Genomic DNA, 15,100 nt, shown 5'->3' on the forward strand with positions numbered 1-15,100 from the left:
CCGCGCAGCGCGGCGAGCCGTGCGCGCGCATCGTCCGGCAGGTCGGCCTCGGCGAGGCGCTCGGCCTGTAGCGACATCGCGGTGAGTGGCGAGCGCAGCTCGTGCGCGGCGTCGGCGACGAAGCGGCGCTGCGCGGCAACCGACTGCGCGACGCGCTCCAGCATCCGGTTGATCGCGACGACGAACGGCCGCACTTCGACCGGCACATGCTCGGCCGGTACCGGGCGCAGGTCGTGCTCGTCGCGCGCATCGATGCCGGCGGACAGCACGGCCACCGGGCGGAACAGCTTGCGCACGAGATCGGCGACGAGCAGCAACAGGATCGGCACGAGAATCAGCAGCGGCAATGCGGTGCGCCACGCGCTTTCGCGGGCGACATCGTCGCGCATGCCGGCTTCCTGCGCGACCGCGATGCGCTCGCCGTTCGCGAAGCTCCGGACCATCACGCGATACGTGCTGCCGCCGGCATCGACCGTATGCAGCCCGTCGGCGAGCGTCGGCGCCAGCGCGAGCGGCGGCGTGCCGTCGCTGCCTGGCTGCGGTGTGCCGCCGAGCGGCTGCACGATCACGCGCGACAGCTCGTCGCTTTCGCGCGCGGGCCCGGTGCCGTCGGCATGGAGCGACGGCGTGTGCTCGCGGTCGAGCAGCGTCGCGACCTCGCGCAGCACGTCGTCCTGCAATTCGTGCGCTTCGTCGAATGCCGATGAAAACGCGAACGCGGCCGCGGCCGTCGCGACGACCAGGATCGCGGCCGACAGCGCGACCGACAGGCGAAACCCGATCGATTCGTTCAGCCGTTTCTTGAAACCATCCATCCCGCACCCCTGACGTTCTTGATCACGGTGCTGCCGAGCTTGCGGCGCAGCGAATGGATCAGGAATTCGACCGCATTGCTTTCGACTTCCTCGCCCCAGCCGTACAGGCGATCCTCGAGCTCGCGCCGCGACAGGATTGCGCCCGGGCGCACCAGCAGCGCGCGCAGCAGCGCGAATTCGCGATTCGACAGCGGCACCGGCGCGCTCCCGTCGACCGCGGCCTCGCGCGTTGCCGGATCGAGCGACACGATGCCATTGCTCAGCAGCGGCGCAGCCGAACCGGCCCGGCGCCGGATCGCGACGCGAATCCGCGCGAGCAGCTCGGCCATTTCGAACGGTTTCACGATGTAGTCATCGGCGCCGCCGTCGAGGCCGGCCAGGCGATCGTCGAGCCCGTCGCGTGCGGTGACGATCAGCAGCGGCGCGCTGGCGTCCTTCGCGCGGATGGCAGCCAGCACGTCGAGCCCGTCGCGGCCGGGCAGGCCGAGGTCGAGCAGGACCAGGTCGTAGGGCTGCGCGGCGAACGCGGTCAACGCGCGCACGCCGTCGGTGACCCAGTCGGTGGCGTACGACGCATCCTTCAACGCGGCATGGACGGCCTCGCCGATCATCGGGTCGTCTTCGACGAGCAGTATTCGCATGCGTGTTCTCCGTGCCGCGCAAACGCCGCCAGCGTATGCGATTCCCGCGCGTGCGTCACGTGCCGCGGCGCGCTGCGATCGTTATTTGCCGCTGAACCGGTCGAGGGCCGCGAGCAGGTTCTTCATCGCGACGGCCGAATCGGCCTGGGTCGGATGGTCGGCGCGCAATGCGGAGAGTGCCCGGTCGATCTCCTGGTCGACCATGTGCCAGTCGGCGGCGGCGCGCGGCTTGAGGCCGGCTTCGGCCGAATCCCACGCGATCTCGAGATCCTTGATGCGCGTTTTCGCGCCGGGCAGGTCGCCCTTGGCGACGAGCGTGTTCACGTCGACGGCGATCGTGCGGAACTGCGACAGGTCGCCGAGCTTCGATGCGTGGGCCGTCGCGGGCGATGTGGCGGCCGAGGCGGGCACCGGCGTCGCTGCGTTCGCGTCCTGCTGCTTCGAGCAGCCGGCGGCGGCGCTCAGCAGGGCAATCGTGGCCGCCGCAACGGCGAGACGGGAAACGGGATGGGGGATGCGCATGGCGAGTCCTCGATTCGATGAATGGGAAGAGCGGAAAGGAACGGGCGTCATTCGGCGGCACCGGCACGCGTGCGCGGGCCGCTGCCGAACTGAGCGACGGCAACGAGCAGCACGATCACGGTGAGGAACAGCAGGCTCGTCCACGCGGCGCCGAAGCCGAGCCCGCCATAGGTGCGGGCCTGCGTGAGCAGGTCGCCGAGCGACGCGCCGAACGGGCGCGTCAGGATGTACGCGATCCAGAACGCGAGCACCGCGTTGGCACCGAGCCGCCACGCCGCGAACACGGCCGCGATCAGACCGCCGAAGCACAGCGCGCCGAGCGTGAAGCCCAGACCGAGCGCCTCGGTCGCGAGATCGCCTGCGGCGGTGCCCAGCGCGAACGTGCAGAGGATCGCGGCCCAGTAGAACAGCTCGCGCCGTGGCGTGACGATCGTGTCGATCGACAGCGTGCCTTCGACGCGATGCCACACGAAGAAGATCGCGGCGAGCCCGACGGCAAACGCGGCGGTGCTCGCATAGAGGCTGACATTCAGGCCGTCGGTGAGCAGGTCGGTGATCTGCGTGCCGACGATGCTGACCAGCACCACCGTGAGCCAGTAGATCCACGGCACGTAGCGGCGCGTGCGCAACTGCAGCCACAGCGCGATCGCGAGCAGCGACGCCATCGCGACGCGCGTGACGGTCTGGCCGAGCCCCGCGTTGACCGCGAGAAAGTCCGCGCCGGTTTCGCCGACCGTGGTCGACATGATCTTGATGATCCAGAACGACAGCGCGACGTCGGGCACCTTGTTCAGCCAGTGCGGCGGGCGATGGGCGGGCAGGGATTGCATGCGATGCCTCCTTGGCAATCGGGTGGTCGGCATGCAGTCTGAATCCCGAGACTTAGGCCAGCCATAGCGAGGCCGGCAGCGGGAAAAAACGTCGTTTCGACGTTTCGACGAAATACGTCGTCGGAACGTCGAAATTATCGGTCGTTTCGCATCATTCTTCGTCTTGGAACTGATTTTGAGCGTCCCTAAACTGTGTTCATGGCTCAACGCCGTTCACAACACCAACCCATCATCAGGAGATAAGCGCATGAAAATCGCCATCGTCGGCGCAGGTCTGATCGGCCACACCATTGCTCACATGCTGCGTGAAACGGGCGACTACGAAGTCGTCGCGTTCGACCGTGATGCGGATGCGCTTGCGAAGCTGTCGCGCGAAGGCATCGCGACGCAACGGGTCGATTCGGCCGATGCGAACGCGATTCGCGAAGCCGTGAAGGGCTTCGATGCGCTCGTCAACGCACTGCCGTACTACCTCGCGGTCAACGTTGCCGCCGCCGCGAAGGCTGCCGGCGTCCACTACTTCGACCTGACCGAAGACGTGCGCGCCACCCACGCGATCCGCGAACTGGCCGAAGGCTCCGACCGTGCGTTCATGCCGCAGTGCGGTCTCGCACCGGGCTTCATCGGTCTCGCCGCCCATGAGCTGGTGAACGGCTTCAGCGAAGTGCGCGACGTGAAGATGCGCGTCGGCGCGCTGCCCGAGTATCCGACCAACGCGCTGAAGTACAACCTGACGTGGAGCGTCGACGGCCTGATCAACGAATACTGCCAGCCGTGCGAAGCGATCCGCGACGGCCGCAAGCAATGGGTGCAGCCGCTCGAAGGCCTCGAGCACTTCTCGCTGGACGGCACCGAATACGAAGCGTTCAACACGTCGGGCGGCCTGGGCACGTTGTGCGAAACGCTGTCGGGCAAGGTCGAGACGCTCGACTACAAGTCGGTGCGCTATCCGGGCCACCGCGATCTCGTGCAGTTCCTGCTCGAAGACCTGCGCCTGTCGACCGACCGCGACACGCTGAAGTCGATCATGCGCCGCGCGGTGCCGTCGACGAAGCAGGACGTCGTGCTCGTGTTCATCACGGTGACGGGCGTGAAGGACGGCCAGCTGGTGCAGGACGTGTTCACGCGCAAGATTTTCGCGAAGGACGTGTGCGGGATGCACATGAGCGCGATCCAGATCACGACGGCCGGCGCGATGTGCGCGGTGCTGGATCTGTTCCGCGAAAAGAAGCTGCCGCAGAGCGGTTTCATCCCGCAGGAAAAGGTGTCGCTGAAGGCGTTCCTGTCGAACCGCTTCGGCAAGCTGTACGAAGGCGGCACGATGGAGCGCGTGCACGAAGTGGCCTGACCACCCGTCAGCCTCTGGCACGAGGGCCGTACGACGCCGGGAGCGCAGCAGCGCTTCCGGCGTTGTTTTTTGCGGGGAACGAAAAAAGGGCGGCGGTCAGGCCGGCAGCGGCGGGACGATCGTGGCCGCGGGAGGCGGCGGCGCGATGCGGTACAGCAATGTGTCGACGTCGGCATCGGATGGCGCGGTGTTGTCGAACATCACGATACCGTCGCATTCGTGGCCGGTCGGCACGAAGCGGCGCTGCCGGTATTCGTCCCAGTGCGTGAGCTTGTAGGCGTCGTTCGGGTTGCCGCGCGCGACGATTCGCTGGTGCGCGACGTCTTCCGACGTGTGGACCCAGACGACCGTCAGCGTGACGTCGGGCGCGATGCCGAGCCACGCACGGTCGAGAATGCGGCGATCGCGCACTTCGCGCGACAGCGGGCCGACCACGAGTGCGCCGATGCCGAGCGCGAGATTTTCACGTGCGGTGTCGAGCAGGCCCTGGTATTCGGGATCGCGCAGGTGCTTCAGGTAGAGCGGGCTGTCGCGATCGTTCGGATCCTCGGTGAGCGCGCCCATCGCGGCCGAGCTGTAGCGGCCGTACAGCGTGTCCTTGTCGAGCAGGCAGAAGGCCTCGCCGGTCGCGCGCATCAGCGGCCCGATGAGCCGCTTCGCGAGCGTGGTCTTGCCGGTGCCGGCGTGACCGCAGAAGAACACCAGGTGCGTCACGAAGCCTTGCCTCCCGGGCGCGGGCCCGATGCGCCGTTGCGCTTGTCGCCGCGCGAGAAGACTTCCGCTTCCAGCCACATCGCGTTGATGATGCCGAAGCCGAGCGCCACGCCGATGCCGAGTATCCACGAGAAATACCACATGGGTCAGTCTCCTTGACGGTTGGGCCGCACGGCCGTGCGGCTTGTGGTCCGAAGTGTCCGGGTGCGCATGCTGCGGCGCACGCAGCCCGATCATGACCAATATCGCCGTGCCGCGCAAGCCGGGCCGCCCGCGCAGCAAACCGGTAAACTGATGCGCAAACCGCAACATCACGGACAACATGCTGATCAACTGTGCTGCATACCAGGACGGCCGCAAGCTGGCCGACATCGATATCGACGCCATCAGCGACTACGTGTCGAAGCCCGAATGCTTCGTGTGGGTCGCGCTGAAGGATCCGACGCCTGCCGAACTCGACCTGATGGGCGAGGAGTTCGGCCTGCACGAACTGGCGCTCGAGGATGCCCGCAAGGGGCACCAGCGACCGAAGATCGAGGAGTACGGCGATTCGCTGTTCGCGGTGCTGCATATGGTCGAGCTGGACGACGACGATGAATTGAATGTCGGCGAGCTGAACGTGTTCGTCGGACCGAATTACGTGCTGTCGATCCGCAACCATACCGAGCAGGATTTCCGCGACGTGCGCAAGCGTTGCGAGCGCGAGCCGCATCTGCTCCAGGAAGGCTCGGCATTCGTGTTCTACGCGCTGATGGACCAGGTCGTCGACCGCTATTTCCCGATCCTCGAAACGCTCGGCACCGAGCTCGAGGAACTCGAGGACCGCATTTTCGCGAAGGCCACGCCCGCGTCGTCGCGCGCGATCATCGAGGATCTCTATTCGCTGAAGCGCCGGCTCGTGATGCTGTACCAGCACACGGCGCCGTTGATCGAGCCGCTTGCGAAGCTCACCGGTGGGCGCATTCCGCAGGTCTGCAGCGGGATGGAGCCGTACTTTCGCGACGTGTACGACCACCTGCAGCGGATCGTGAAGACGATCGAAGGGCGGCGCGAGATGGTGGTTACGGCGATCCAGGTCAATCTCGGGATGATTTCGCTGGCCGAGAGCGAGGTGACGAAGCGGCTCGGCTCGTTCGCCGCGCTGTTCGCGATTCCGACGATGATCGCCGGCATCTACGGGATGAACTTCGCGAACATGCCCGAACTGCACCTGAAATACGGTTTCTACGGTTGCATCGCCGCGATGGTCGTCGCCGATTTCGCGCTGTGGTGGCGATTCAAGCGGGCAGGGTGGCTGTAGTCTCGCTTCACGCGCGGGGCGGCGCGTGCTTGCCGATCACGACGCGCCACGGACGCACGCGCCACGATTTCACGAGGCCGTTCTGCACGTACGGATCGGCGCGCGCGAACGACTCGGCCGCCTCCGGCGAATCCCCTTCGAACACGAGCACGGCCTGATCGGCCGGGTCCGACAGTGCGCCGGCGAGCACGAGTTCGCCGCGCTCGGTCGCAGCCTGCGCAAGCGCGAGGTGCTGGGCGCGGAACGGTTCGCGACGGGACAGGTAATCGTCGACGAGTTCGTAGGTCAACTGGTAATGCATGGTGGCTCCGGGAAGAATCGCGGCGGCCGGTGCGTCAGCGCGCCGTCAGTCAGTCTGCTGCGGGCAGTATAGGGCAGGCGGACGGCAGCGACACGACACGCATGGCGGTGTGTCCCTGCGCTAAAAACGCAACTAACGGTCTATGCGCCGTTCGTCCTGAAATCCCGGCCGCATCGCACCTTCGATGCAGGCAGGTCTTCAGGCCGGGGCCGGGCAGGCTATCGCTACGCCTTGTAGCCGATCGTGCGAAGCAGGTCCTTGCGCCAGCGGATGTCGTCGTCATTTTCGACACCGAGCGGCCCGAAGCCGTCGACGACGCCGACGATTCCGCGACCTTGCGCGGTTTCCGCGACGATGACCTCGGTCGGGTTCGCGGTCGCGCAATAGATCCGGCAGACCTCCGGCACGGCCTTGATCGCATTGAGCACGTTGACCGGGTAGAACCCGTCGCCGAGAAACACGATGAATGCGTGACCGGCGCCGATCGCGCTGGCGTTGCGGCAGGCCAGTTCGACGAGCGTCGCATCGGTGCCGGAGTGGCGCACCAGCCGCTTGCCCGACGCCTCGCAGAATGCGAGCCCGAAGCGGATGCCGGGCACGGTGCCGACCAGCGCCTCGTGGATGTCTTCGACGGACTTGATGAAATGCGACTGGCCGAGGATGAAGTTCATGGTCTCGGGCTTGTCGACGGCAACAGTGTGCAGCTGCAGCATGGCGGACCTCGTCTCGCGATGCGGCGCGTGCGCCGCAATGGGCTCTTCAAGCTTAATACGCGGCGGCCGGCGACGAAAGCCGCGAGGGCGGCCTATCCTTCGTTGTGTGTGGCGCGAGCGCTGCACGAAGGAATGGAGGCAGACATGGACGTGCGACAAGGCTTTGTCGACTGCGTCGGGCGCACGCCGCTGATTCGCTTGACGAAGCTCAGCGCGGAGACGGGCTGCGAGATCCTGGGCAAGGCGGAATTCATGAATCCGGGCGGGTCGGTGAAGGACCGCGCGGCACTTTACATCATCCGCGACGCCGAGCGGCGTGGCGTGCTGAAGCCGGGCGGCACCGTCGTCGAGGGTACGGCGGGCAACACCGGCATCGGTCTGGCGCATATCTGCGCGGCGCGCGGCTATCGCTGCGTGATCGTGATTCCCGACACACAATCGCCGGACAAGCTGGCGATCCTGCGCACGCTCGGCGCCGAGGTGCGCCCGGTGCCGGCGGCGCCTTACCGTGACCCGAACAACTATCAGAAGATTGCCGGGCGGCTCGCGGACGAACTCGACAACGCGGTGTGGGCCAATCAGTTCGACAACGTCGTCAATCGTCAGGCGCACTACGAGACGACCGGGCCCGAAATCTGGCGCGATACGGCGGGCACGATCGATGCGTTCGTCTGCGCGACCGGAACGGGCGGCACGCTGGCCGGCGTGAGCCGTTATCTGAAAGAGCAGAATCCGGACGTCCGGATCGTGCTGGCCGACCCGTGCGGCAGCGGGCTCTATGGGTACGTGAAAACGGGCGACCTCGGCGCAGAAGGCAGCTCGATTACCGAAGGCATCGGATCGACGCGCGTCACAATGAACCTCGCGGGCACGCCGATCGACGACGCGGTGCGGATCGACGATCAGCAGTGCGTGACGATGGTCTACCGGCTGCTGCGCGAGGAAGGGCTGTATGTCGGCGGATCGAGCGGCATCAACGTCGCGGCAGCGGTCTGGTTGGCCCGCCGGATGGGCCCGGGGCACACGGTCGTGACCTTGCTGTGCGATCGTGGCGACATCTATCGCGCGCGGCTTTTCAATCGGGAATGGCTGCACGAAAAGGGCCTGGATCCGGGGGACTGAACCCGTGCGTTGAGCGCGTGCGAGGCGCGGGAGCGGTGAGGATTTCCATCCGCCGGAATGCGACCTATGCTGAACGAATCCGGTGCGAACGCCGTTCGCCCGTTTCGCCCAGACGAGGTGTGCCATGCCTGTGTCAGCCACCCTGCAGGATTGCCTGCGTCAGAAGTCATCGCGGTACGAAGTGGTGTACCACCCCTATAGCCATACGAGCATGGAGACGGCCGCCGCCGCGCATATTCCCGGCGATCGCCTCGCGAAAACCGTGCTCCTCGAAGACGACGAAGGCTACGTCGCCGCCGTATTGCCGACCACGTACGCCGTGCGTCTGTCGGATCTCTGGGTGAAGACGGGACGCCATCTCGTGCTCGCCCGGGAGGTCGAGCTGCGCGAGTTGTTCAAGGATTGCGACATGGGCGCGTTGCCGCCGGTGTGCATGGCGTACGGGATGAAGACGTTTCTCGAGGAACGTCTCGCGCAGCAGCCGGAAGTCTATTTCGAGGCCGGCGATCACGAGGCGCTGATCCACATGATGCAGGATGAATTCCTGATGCTGATGGAGACGGCCGAACGCGCGCATTTCTCGCACAAGATGCAGGGCATGCACTCCTGACGCGCGCGGTGCGTCGGCGCTGGTCGGTGCCCGTGTGACACGGTTGTGTGTCGCGGCGGTGGGTCTGGCGGCGATAGTTAATTCGATATGCGAAATGATCGTGTCGATCGTTGGTCGACGCATCGTCCGTAATTTTCAATCGCATTCCGGATTAACCGTTCGGATATCCATGGTGCGTCGGATGTTTCGAGGAATCGCTGTTCGGCCAGCTCGAGGTGGTCGAACAGCGCATTGAGCGACCGATGCTGACGTTGACGAGAGGAGGGTGTGCACCGTCCCGGTCGCTTCCGTGGCGGCTATTTTTGATGCAGTGCAGGAAATACGCCGATATTTATGTTGAAACAACCTAATATCCGTTTTCGCATATATCCATACAATTCAATTACCGTTTTAATAATAAAAGTTTGACTTGTGCTTACCGGAATATTATTTGAATAAACCCTCCAAACTTTGTATTCGGGTATCAAATAAAGTTTGACGTCAAAATTTTTTCCTTGCTATCTTCTGCACCCAAGTGAACGGCGCAAATGACATCACCGTGTAACGAACGGCGGATCGTCATACGAAATGTAAGGTGCCGCCCGCTCAGCTGACAATTGCCTGAACGTGCAGGCGCGTGGTTTTCCGGAGAGACGCCGGGCCGCGCCGGCCGGAACGATTCCTTGAAAAAGAATGAATTGGAATTCGAATGTAATTCTTTCAATTCGGATTGCTAATTGAATTTGAAATGAAATGTTCGGGTTGATGCGGTGGCGATGCCGACCTGGCTTTGCCGCCGGCAGCGATCCGAAACTGGGCGAATCGCTTGGGGGATGGATGGTGGGCATGAAAGTCGAAGAACATCTGGCTACGTCGAACAGCGGACTGGCTACGCTGGGCCGTCCGCGGGAGTTCGGCAAGAAGCAACAGAATCCGGTACGCCGGTTCGGCGGCATCGGAATCGTCCTGGTGCTGCATGCAGTGCTGATCTACGCGCTGCTCAACGGCCTCGCGACGAAAGTCGTGCAGGTGATCCAGCACCCGATCGAAACCCGCATCATCGAGCCGGTCAAGCCACCGCCGCCACCGCCGATGCCCGTGGTCAAACTCCCACCGCCGAAATTTGCGCCGCCGCCGCCGCCGTTCGTCCCGCCGCCGGAAGTACCGGTGCAGGCGCCGCCGCAGGCGACGATCACGCACCAGTCGGCTCCAGTGCCGTCCGCACCGGCCGTGCAGGCGCCGGTCGTGGCGCCCCCGGCGCCGGCCAAGCCCGTCAGTCATGACGTGGGGGTGGTCTGCCCGAATTCGGACACGTTGCGCGCGTCGATCCAGTACCCGAAGGAAGCGCAGGAAAACAACATCACGGGTGACGTGACGATCGAATTCGTCGTGGATGCGGAAGGGAATATCACGAACGAACGCGTGGCGCAGTCGGCGGACCCGATCCTCGATCGCGCGGCCTACAACACCGTGAAACGATTCAAGTGCGTCGCGCAGGGCCAGTCGGTACGGGTCCAGGTTCCGTTCTCGTTCAATCTGAATTGATGCAGTGGGCGGCCCGGTGCGATCCGGGCCGGGAAAAACCATCCCGAACTGACGTATTAAGTTCACCGAAATAACTGGAGTGGGGTATGACGAAGCGTTCACTGGCCGCGCTGGCGGCAAGCATCCTGATGTCCGTCGCCGCAATCGACGGGTTCGTTGCGCCGCAACTCGCCCACGCGCAGGCAAGCGGCGCGGCCGGCACATCGGCACAGGCCGCGGCACCGTCGGCTGCACCGGCCCCGGTTCCGGCCGCCGCCGAGCCGGCTCCGCCGCCCGCGCCGGCCACGACGGAAGCAGTCGAGAATCCGTACGGGCTTGGCGCGCTATGGAAGAACGGCGATTTCGTCGCCCGTTTCGTGCTGATCCTGCTGGTGATCATGTCGATGGGCAGCTGGTACATCATGATCACGAAGTTCCTGGAGCAGTTGCGCGCGAATCGCCGCGCGAAGCTGGCGGACGCGCAGCTCTGGACCGCGCCGTCGCTGGCAGAAGGCGCCAGGCTGCTCGACGAGGCGTCGCCGTTCCGGTTCATCGCCGAAACGGCAATCGAGGCCGGCGAGCATCATGAAGACGCGCTGCTGGAAGCGGTGGACCGCAACACGTGGATCGACGTGTCGGTCGAGCGCTCGATCACGAACGTGTCGAACCGGATGCAGGACGGGCTCGCATTCCTGGCTACGGTGGGCTCCACCGCGCCGTTCGTCGGGCTGTTCGGCACGGTCTGGGGGATCTATCACGCGCTGACGGCCATCGGCATCGCCGGCCAGGCGTCGATCGACAAGGTCGCAGGCCCGGTGGGCGAGGCGCTCATCATGACCGCGATCGGCCTCGCCGTCGCGGTGCCGGCGGTGCTCGGCTACAACTTCCTGGTCCGCCGCAACAAGTCGGTGATGGAGCGGGTCCGCAACTTCGGCGCGCAACTGCATACCGTGCTGCTGGCCGGCAATCGGCGCCCGGTACGCGCGGCGGCGTCGTCGCCGGCAGCCGCGTCGCTCGCGAACTGAACGGCTGACGGAGACGCGCGATGGCCATGAACGTCGGGCAGGACGATAGCGACGAGGTGATCGCCAACATCAACACGACGCCGCTCGTCGACGTGATGCTGGTGTTGCTGATCATCTTCCTGATCACGATCCCGGTCGTGACGCACACGATCCAGCTTCAGTTGCCGAAGGAGACGGTGCAGCCGCTGCAGACGACGCCGAAGAGCATCGAGATCGCGGTGAACCGCGACGGCGATTTCTTCTGGGGCGAGCAGCTGGTGGATGCACAGACGCTGCTCGCGAAGCTGAAGGGCGTGTCGCAGCAGCAGCCGCAGCCGAGTGTCCATGTGCGGGGCGACCAGAACACGCGCTACGAGTTCATCGGACGGGTGGTCACGATGTGCGAGCGCGCGGGGATCGCGAAGCTGTCGTTCATTACGGAGCCGCCGGCGCGCGGGGGGTAGTCGCGCGCGGGAATCGTGGTGGAACAGGGGGCCGGCGGCAAGTGTTGGCGCGCTGACGCTGGTTGACCGAGAACGGTGGGATCGGCGTAAGTGCTCAGGCACTAACGCGGGTTGACCGCGAAGCATGGGATCCACATAAGCGCTAAAGCGCCAACGTGGATCGACCGCGAAGCATGGGACCAGCGTAAGCGCTAAAGCGCTAACGCTGGTCGACAGGAGTCGACGATGGGAATGAATGTGCCTTCGGGCGGGAGCAATGCCGAACCGGAAGTGATGGTCGATATCAACACCACGCCACTGATCGACGTGATGCTGGTGTTGCTGATCATGCTGATCATCACGATCCCGATTCAGATGCATTCGGTAAAGATGGACCTGCCGGTGGGGAATCCGCCGCCGCCGGCCACGCCGCCGGAAATCGTGCAGATCGATATCGACTTCGACGGCACGACGACATGGAACGGCGCACCGGTGCCGGACCGCGCGGCGCTCGAGTCGAAACTGACCCAGGTGGCGGCGGAGCCCGTGCAGGCCGAGATCCATCTGCGCCCCAACAAGCTGGTGCCGTACAAGGACGTGGCCGCCGTGCTCGCCTCCGCGCAACGCGTGGGCGCGACCAAGATCGGCCTGATCGGTAACGAACAGTTCATGCAATGACGACACGGACGAGCCGATGAACCAGCGACGATGGAAACGGATGATGGCGGTGACGGCGCTCGGCGCGGCAGGCCTGCTCGGTCGCCCGGCGCTGCCGGCGGACGCGCTGCGGCCGGACGTGGCGAAACCGTTGGCGGCCGCACAGGAGCTGTATCGGGCGCACAAGTATCGCGATGCGCTGGGCAAGATCGCCCAGGCAGCTGCCGTGCCGAACCGGACGCCATACGAAACCTACATGGTGGAAGAGATGCGCGGCGCGGCAGCGATGGCGGCCGGCGACTCGGGCACGGCCGCGCAAGCCTACGAGAGCGTGCTGAACTCGGGGCGGCTGACGGGCGAGGACGAGCAGCGGATCACGGCGGCGCTGGCCGGCATCTACTTCCAGCAGAAGAACTACCCGCTGGCGATCCGGGTCGCGCAGCGTTATCTGAAGGCCGGTGGCTCGGATCCGGAAATGCGCACGCTGCTCACGCAGTCTTACTACCTGTCAAACGATTGCGCACCGCTCGTGAGCCAGTTGAAAGCGAGCACCGACGCGCAGGCGAATGGCGGACACGCACCGGACGAAGGGCAGTTGCAGATGCTGGCGACCTGCGCGCAGAAGGTGAAGGACGGCAACGCGTATCGCAGTGCGCTCGGGCTGCTGGTGGCCTACCATCCGAGCCCCGCGTACTGGGACGAAATGGTCACGGCCATTCGCGGCAACCCCGGCTATCTGCCGTCGCTCGACCTCGACATCTACCGGTTGCGCCGGGCGACGGGTTCGCTTGCGTCCGCCAACGCATACATGGAGATGACTCAGCTTGCGCTGGTCGCGGGGTCGCCCGCCGAAGGCAAGCAGGTGATCGACCAGGGGTTCGCGTCCGGCGTACTCGGCAAGGACGCGCAGGCCGACCGCGAGAAGCGGCTGCAGGCACTCGCCGCGAAGCGCGCGCAATCGGGCGGCGACGCCACGACGCCGGCCGCGCCGATCGACGCGGGCATGAACCTCGTCTTCGAGGGCCGTGCGCAGCAGGGGCTGCCGATGATGGAGCAGGCGATCGCAAAGGGCGGGCTCGAGCATCCCGATGCAGCACGGCTGCGGCTCGGCGAGGCGTACTACGTGGCCGGCCAGAAGGCGCGTGCGGTCCAGGTGCTGCGCACGGTCAAGGGGGCCGACGGTTCCGCTGACCTGGCACGCCTCTGGACGGTGGTGGCATCCCGGTAACGCAACGGAAGGGCACGACGGCGCGCAACGCGGACGCGGTCGGCAAGCGGTGTGCCGCCGCGATCGCACCGATGCACGACGGGCAGGTCAGCCGATGGAAAGGGGCAGCCTTGTTAATTAGTAAACCGAATGAAATGGTCGAGTGCTGCGGGGCCGCGCGACGCGGCTGCCGTGCCGCACCGCGCGTGGCGTGCGCGCCGCGACAGCGTGCAGCGGGGGATCGCGCCGGGCCGGGCGTGTCACGGCATCGGTCGAGGCTTGACGACATCAAACCGATTTCGACTGCGAGGGTCCGTCTTTCCATGGTTTTACCCCCTGATGAGTCGGTGCTCGTCGCCATGTCGCTAGGCAACAAGATCCGGGCGCTGCGCCAGCGCCTGAAACTCACGCTCGACGAAACGTCGACGATCGCCGGCATTTCGAAGCCGTTCCTGTCGCAGGTCGAGCGCGGGCGGGCGACGCCGTCGATCACGTCGCTGGTGCGGATCGCGAAGGCGCTGGGCGTGACGATGCAGTACTTCATCGACACGCCGACGGAAGCGCGCTCGGTATGCCGCGGCAACGCGCTGCAGTATTTCCAGTTCACGAACTCGGCCAGCCGGTTCGCGAGGCTGACGAACCTGGTGGACGGCCGCAAGCTCGACGCGATTCTCGTCCGGATGCCGGCCGGGCAGCTGTCGTCCGAGATGACGACGCATGCGGGCGAGGAGTTCGTCTACGTGTTGCGCGGGCAGGTAGCGCTGACGCTCGAGGATTGCACCTTCACGCTGAACGAGGGCGATACCGCGCATTACGAATCGACGATGCCGCATGCGTGGCGCAACACGGCCGACGAAGAGGCGGTGATCGTCTGGGTCGGCACGCCCCGGCTGTTCTAGCGAAGGCGGTCGGCAGGAGGGGGAAGTACCCGATCGACGGCAGACGGTGCGCAGTACGGCGCGCGCACGGGCTCGCCATATGCAAAACACGCTGTCCGTCGAATCGGGAAGAAGCAGGCAATGCGCTCAATGTAGGTGTTTAGTATGACGAATCAAAATAGAAAACGACGGTGATGCCGGATGGTGCGGGTGACCCGAGGCCGATCCGTTCGAGTCGTGGCAGTCGAAAGCGTGGCAATCGCGGGTTCCGGTACACGGGCACCCAGGACGCGCAAGGAATTCACAAGGTTCCGGCGCGCAGCAGGTGGGGTCTTACTACGAGCGAGAGGGAACAAGATGAAGCAGAGAGTTTTGGCGTTGGCCATCAAGAGGATAGTCTGGGCGGAACTGGCGCTGACGGCCGCACTGGCGCCGCCGGCGTTCGCCCAGAGCCAGCCGGCGCCGGGCGCCGTCGCGATCGCGGATGCGGTC

At 65.3% G+C, this 15,100-nt stretch carries 18 protein-coding genes; 10 read left to right on the forward strand and 8 right to left on the reverse strand.

Translation table 11 applies throughout. From position 1 onward, the window contains the following. From G3O00_RS30730 to G3O00_RS30745, 4 genes are all read right to left on the reverse strand, one after another. Positions 1-815: histidine kinase dimerization/phospho-acceptor domain-containing protein (locus G3O00_RS30730; protein ID WP_277399339.1), on the reverse strand; the 815-nt coding region annotated here is incomplete at its 3' end. Beyond that, positions 791-1,456, reverse strand: coding sequence for a response regulator transcription factor (locus G3O00_RS30735; protein ID WP_174930797.1), 666 nt, complete (start codon positions 1,454-1,456; stop codon positions 791-793). The genes G3O00_RS30735 and G3O00_RS30730, both read right to left, overlap by 25 nt. Positions 1,457-1,537: 81 nt before the next feature. Continuing rightward, on the reverse strand, positions 1,538-1,978 hold the full coding sequence (locus G3O00_RS30740; protein WP_206145263.1) for a hypothetical protein: 441 nt from the start codon (positions 1,976-1,978) through the stop codon (positions 1,538-1,540). Between the two features lie 47 nt (positions 1,979-2,025). Beyond that, positions 2,026-2,808 carry a hypothetical protein gene (locus G3O00_RS30745; protein ID WP_206145264.1) on the reverse strand — a complete coding sequence of 261 codons (783 nt, stop codon included), beginning with the start codon at positions 2,806-2,808 and terminating at the stop codon, positions 2,026-2,028. Positions 2,809-3,055: 247 nt separating this feature from the next. Between G3O00_RS30745 and G3O00_RS30750 the strand changes: the two genes are divergently transcribed. Beyond that, positions 3,056-4,156 (forward strand): saccharopine dehydrogenase C-terminal domain-containing protein, encoded by a 1,101-nt coding sequence (locus G3O00_RS30750; protein ID WP_039357959.1) that lies wholly within the window; start codon positions 3,056-3,058, stop codon positions 4,154-4,156. A gap of 96 nt (positions 4,157-4,252) precedes the next feature. Here the strand turns inward: G3O00_RS30750 and G3O00_RS30755 are convergent, their stop codons facing one another. Next, positions 4,253-4,870: an ATP-binding protein gene (locus G3O00_RS30755; RefSeq protein ID WP_041492851.1), complete on the reverse strand. Its 618-nt coding sequence runs from the start codon at positions 4,868-4,870 to the stop codon at positions 4,253-4,255. After that, a complete protein-coding gene (gene cydX, locus G3O00_RS30760) occupies positions 4,867-5,013 on the reverse strand; it encodes a cytochrome bd-I oxidase subunit CydX (protein WP_011352166.1) in 147 nt (48 codons plus the stop codon). Before cydX ends, G3O00_RS30755 begins: the two co-directional genes overlap by 4 nt. A 179-nt stretch (positions 5,014-5,192) precedes the next feature. Between cydX and corA the strand changes: the two genes are divergently transcribed. Further along, positions 5,193-6,170 (forward strand): magnesium/cobalt transporter CorA, encoded by a 978-nt coding sequence (gene corA / locus G3O00_RS30765; protein ID WP_011352165.1) that lies wholly within the window; start codon positions 5,193-5,195, stop codon positions 6,168-6,170. A 7-nt stretch (positions 6,171-6,177) separates the two neighbouring features. Here corA and G3O00_RS30770 read toward each other — a convergent pair whose 3' ends face one another. Further along, positions 6,178-6,471: a YciI-like protein gene (locus G3O00_RS30770; RefSeq protein ID WP_011352164.1), complete on the reverse strand. Its 294-nt coding sequence runs from the start codon at positions 6,469-6,471 to the stop codon at positions 6,178-6,180. Between the two features lie 224 nt (positions 6,472-6,695). Further along, on the reverse strand, positions 6,696-7,184 hold the full coding sequence (locus G3O00_RS30775; protein WP_011352163.1) for an adenosine-specific kinase: 489 nt from the start codon (positions 7,182-7,184) through the stop codon (positions 6,696-6,698). Between the two features lie 144 nt (positions 7,185-7,328). Here G3O00_RS30775 and G3O00_RS30780 point away from each other — a divergent pair, with 144 nt between their 5' ends. The 8 genes from G3O00_RS30780 to G3O00_RS30815 all read left to right on the forward strand — a co-directional run bounded on the left by G3O00_RS30780 (position 7,329) and on the right by G3O00_RS30815 (position 14,629). After that, positions 7,329-8,306 (forward strand): cysteine synthase A, encoded by a 978-nt coding sequence (locus tag G3O00_RS30780; protein WP_206145265.1) that lies wholly within the window; start codon positions 7,329-7,331, stop codon positions 8,304-8,306. Positions 8,307-8,430: 124 nt separating this feature from the next. Then, on the forward strand, positions 8,431-8,916 hold the full coding sequence (locus G3O00_RS30785) for a YbaK/EbsC family protein (RefSeq protein WP_011352161.1): 486 nt from the start codon (positions 8,431-8,433) through the stop codon (positions 8,914-8,916). Positions 8,917-9,741: 825 nt separating this feature from the next. Continuing rightward, positions 9,742-10,440 (forward strand): energy transducer TonB, encoded by a 699-nt coding sequence (locus G3O00_RS30790; protein ID WP_011352160.1) that lies wholly within the window; start codon positions 9,742-9,744, stop codon positions 10,438-10,440. A gap of 86 nt (positions 10,441-10,526) precedes the next feature. Next, entirely contained in the window at positions 10,527-11,444 is a 918-nt protein-coding gene (locus G3O00_RS30795) for a MotA/TolQ/ExbB proton channel family protein (RefSeq protein WP_174930792.1), read from the forward strand. A 20-nt stretch (positions 11,445-11,464) separates the two neighbouring features. Next, a complete protein-coding gene (locus G3O00_RS30800; RefSeq protein ID WP_011352158.1) occupies positions 11,465-11,887 on the forward strand; it encodes a biopolymer transporter ExbD in 423 nt (140 codons plus the stop codon). Between the two features lie 225 nt (positions 11,888-12,112). Then, the gene (locus tag G3O00_RS30805) at positions 12,113-12,544 is read left to right on the forward strand and encodes a biopolymer transporter ExbD (RefSeq protein WP_011352157.1); all 432 of its coding nucleotides are present in this window, start codon (positions 12,113-12,115) and stop codon (positions 12,542-12,544) included. Between the two features lie 16 nt (positions 12,545-12,560). Beyond that, positions 12,561-13,751, forward strand: a complete 1,191-nt coding sequence (locus tag G3O00_RS30810; RefSeq protein ID WP_206145266.1) for a tetratricopeptide repeat protein — start codon at positions 12,561-12,563, stop codon at positions 13,749-13,751. Between the two features lie 302 nt (positions 13,752-14,053). Beyond that, positions 14,054-14,629: a cupin domain-containing protein gene (locus G3O00_RS30815; protein ID WP_011352155.1), complete on the forward strand. Its 576-nt coding sequence runs from the start codon at positions 14,054-14,056 to the stop codon at positions 14,627-14,629. The last annotated feature ends 471 nt before the right edge of the window (positions 14,630-15,100 follow it).

It is taken from the genome of Burkholderia sp. Ac-20384, assembly GCF_017104605.1.
Taxonomy (GTDB): Bacteria; Pseudomonadota; Gammaproteobacteria; order Burkholderiales; family Burkholderiaceae; genus Burkholderia; species Burkholderia lata.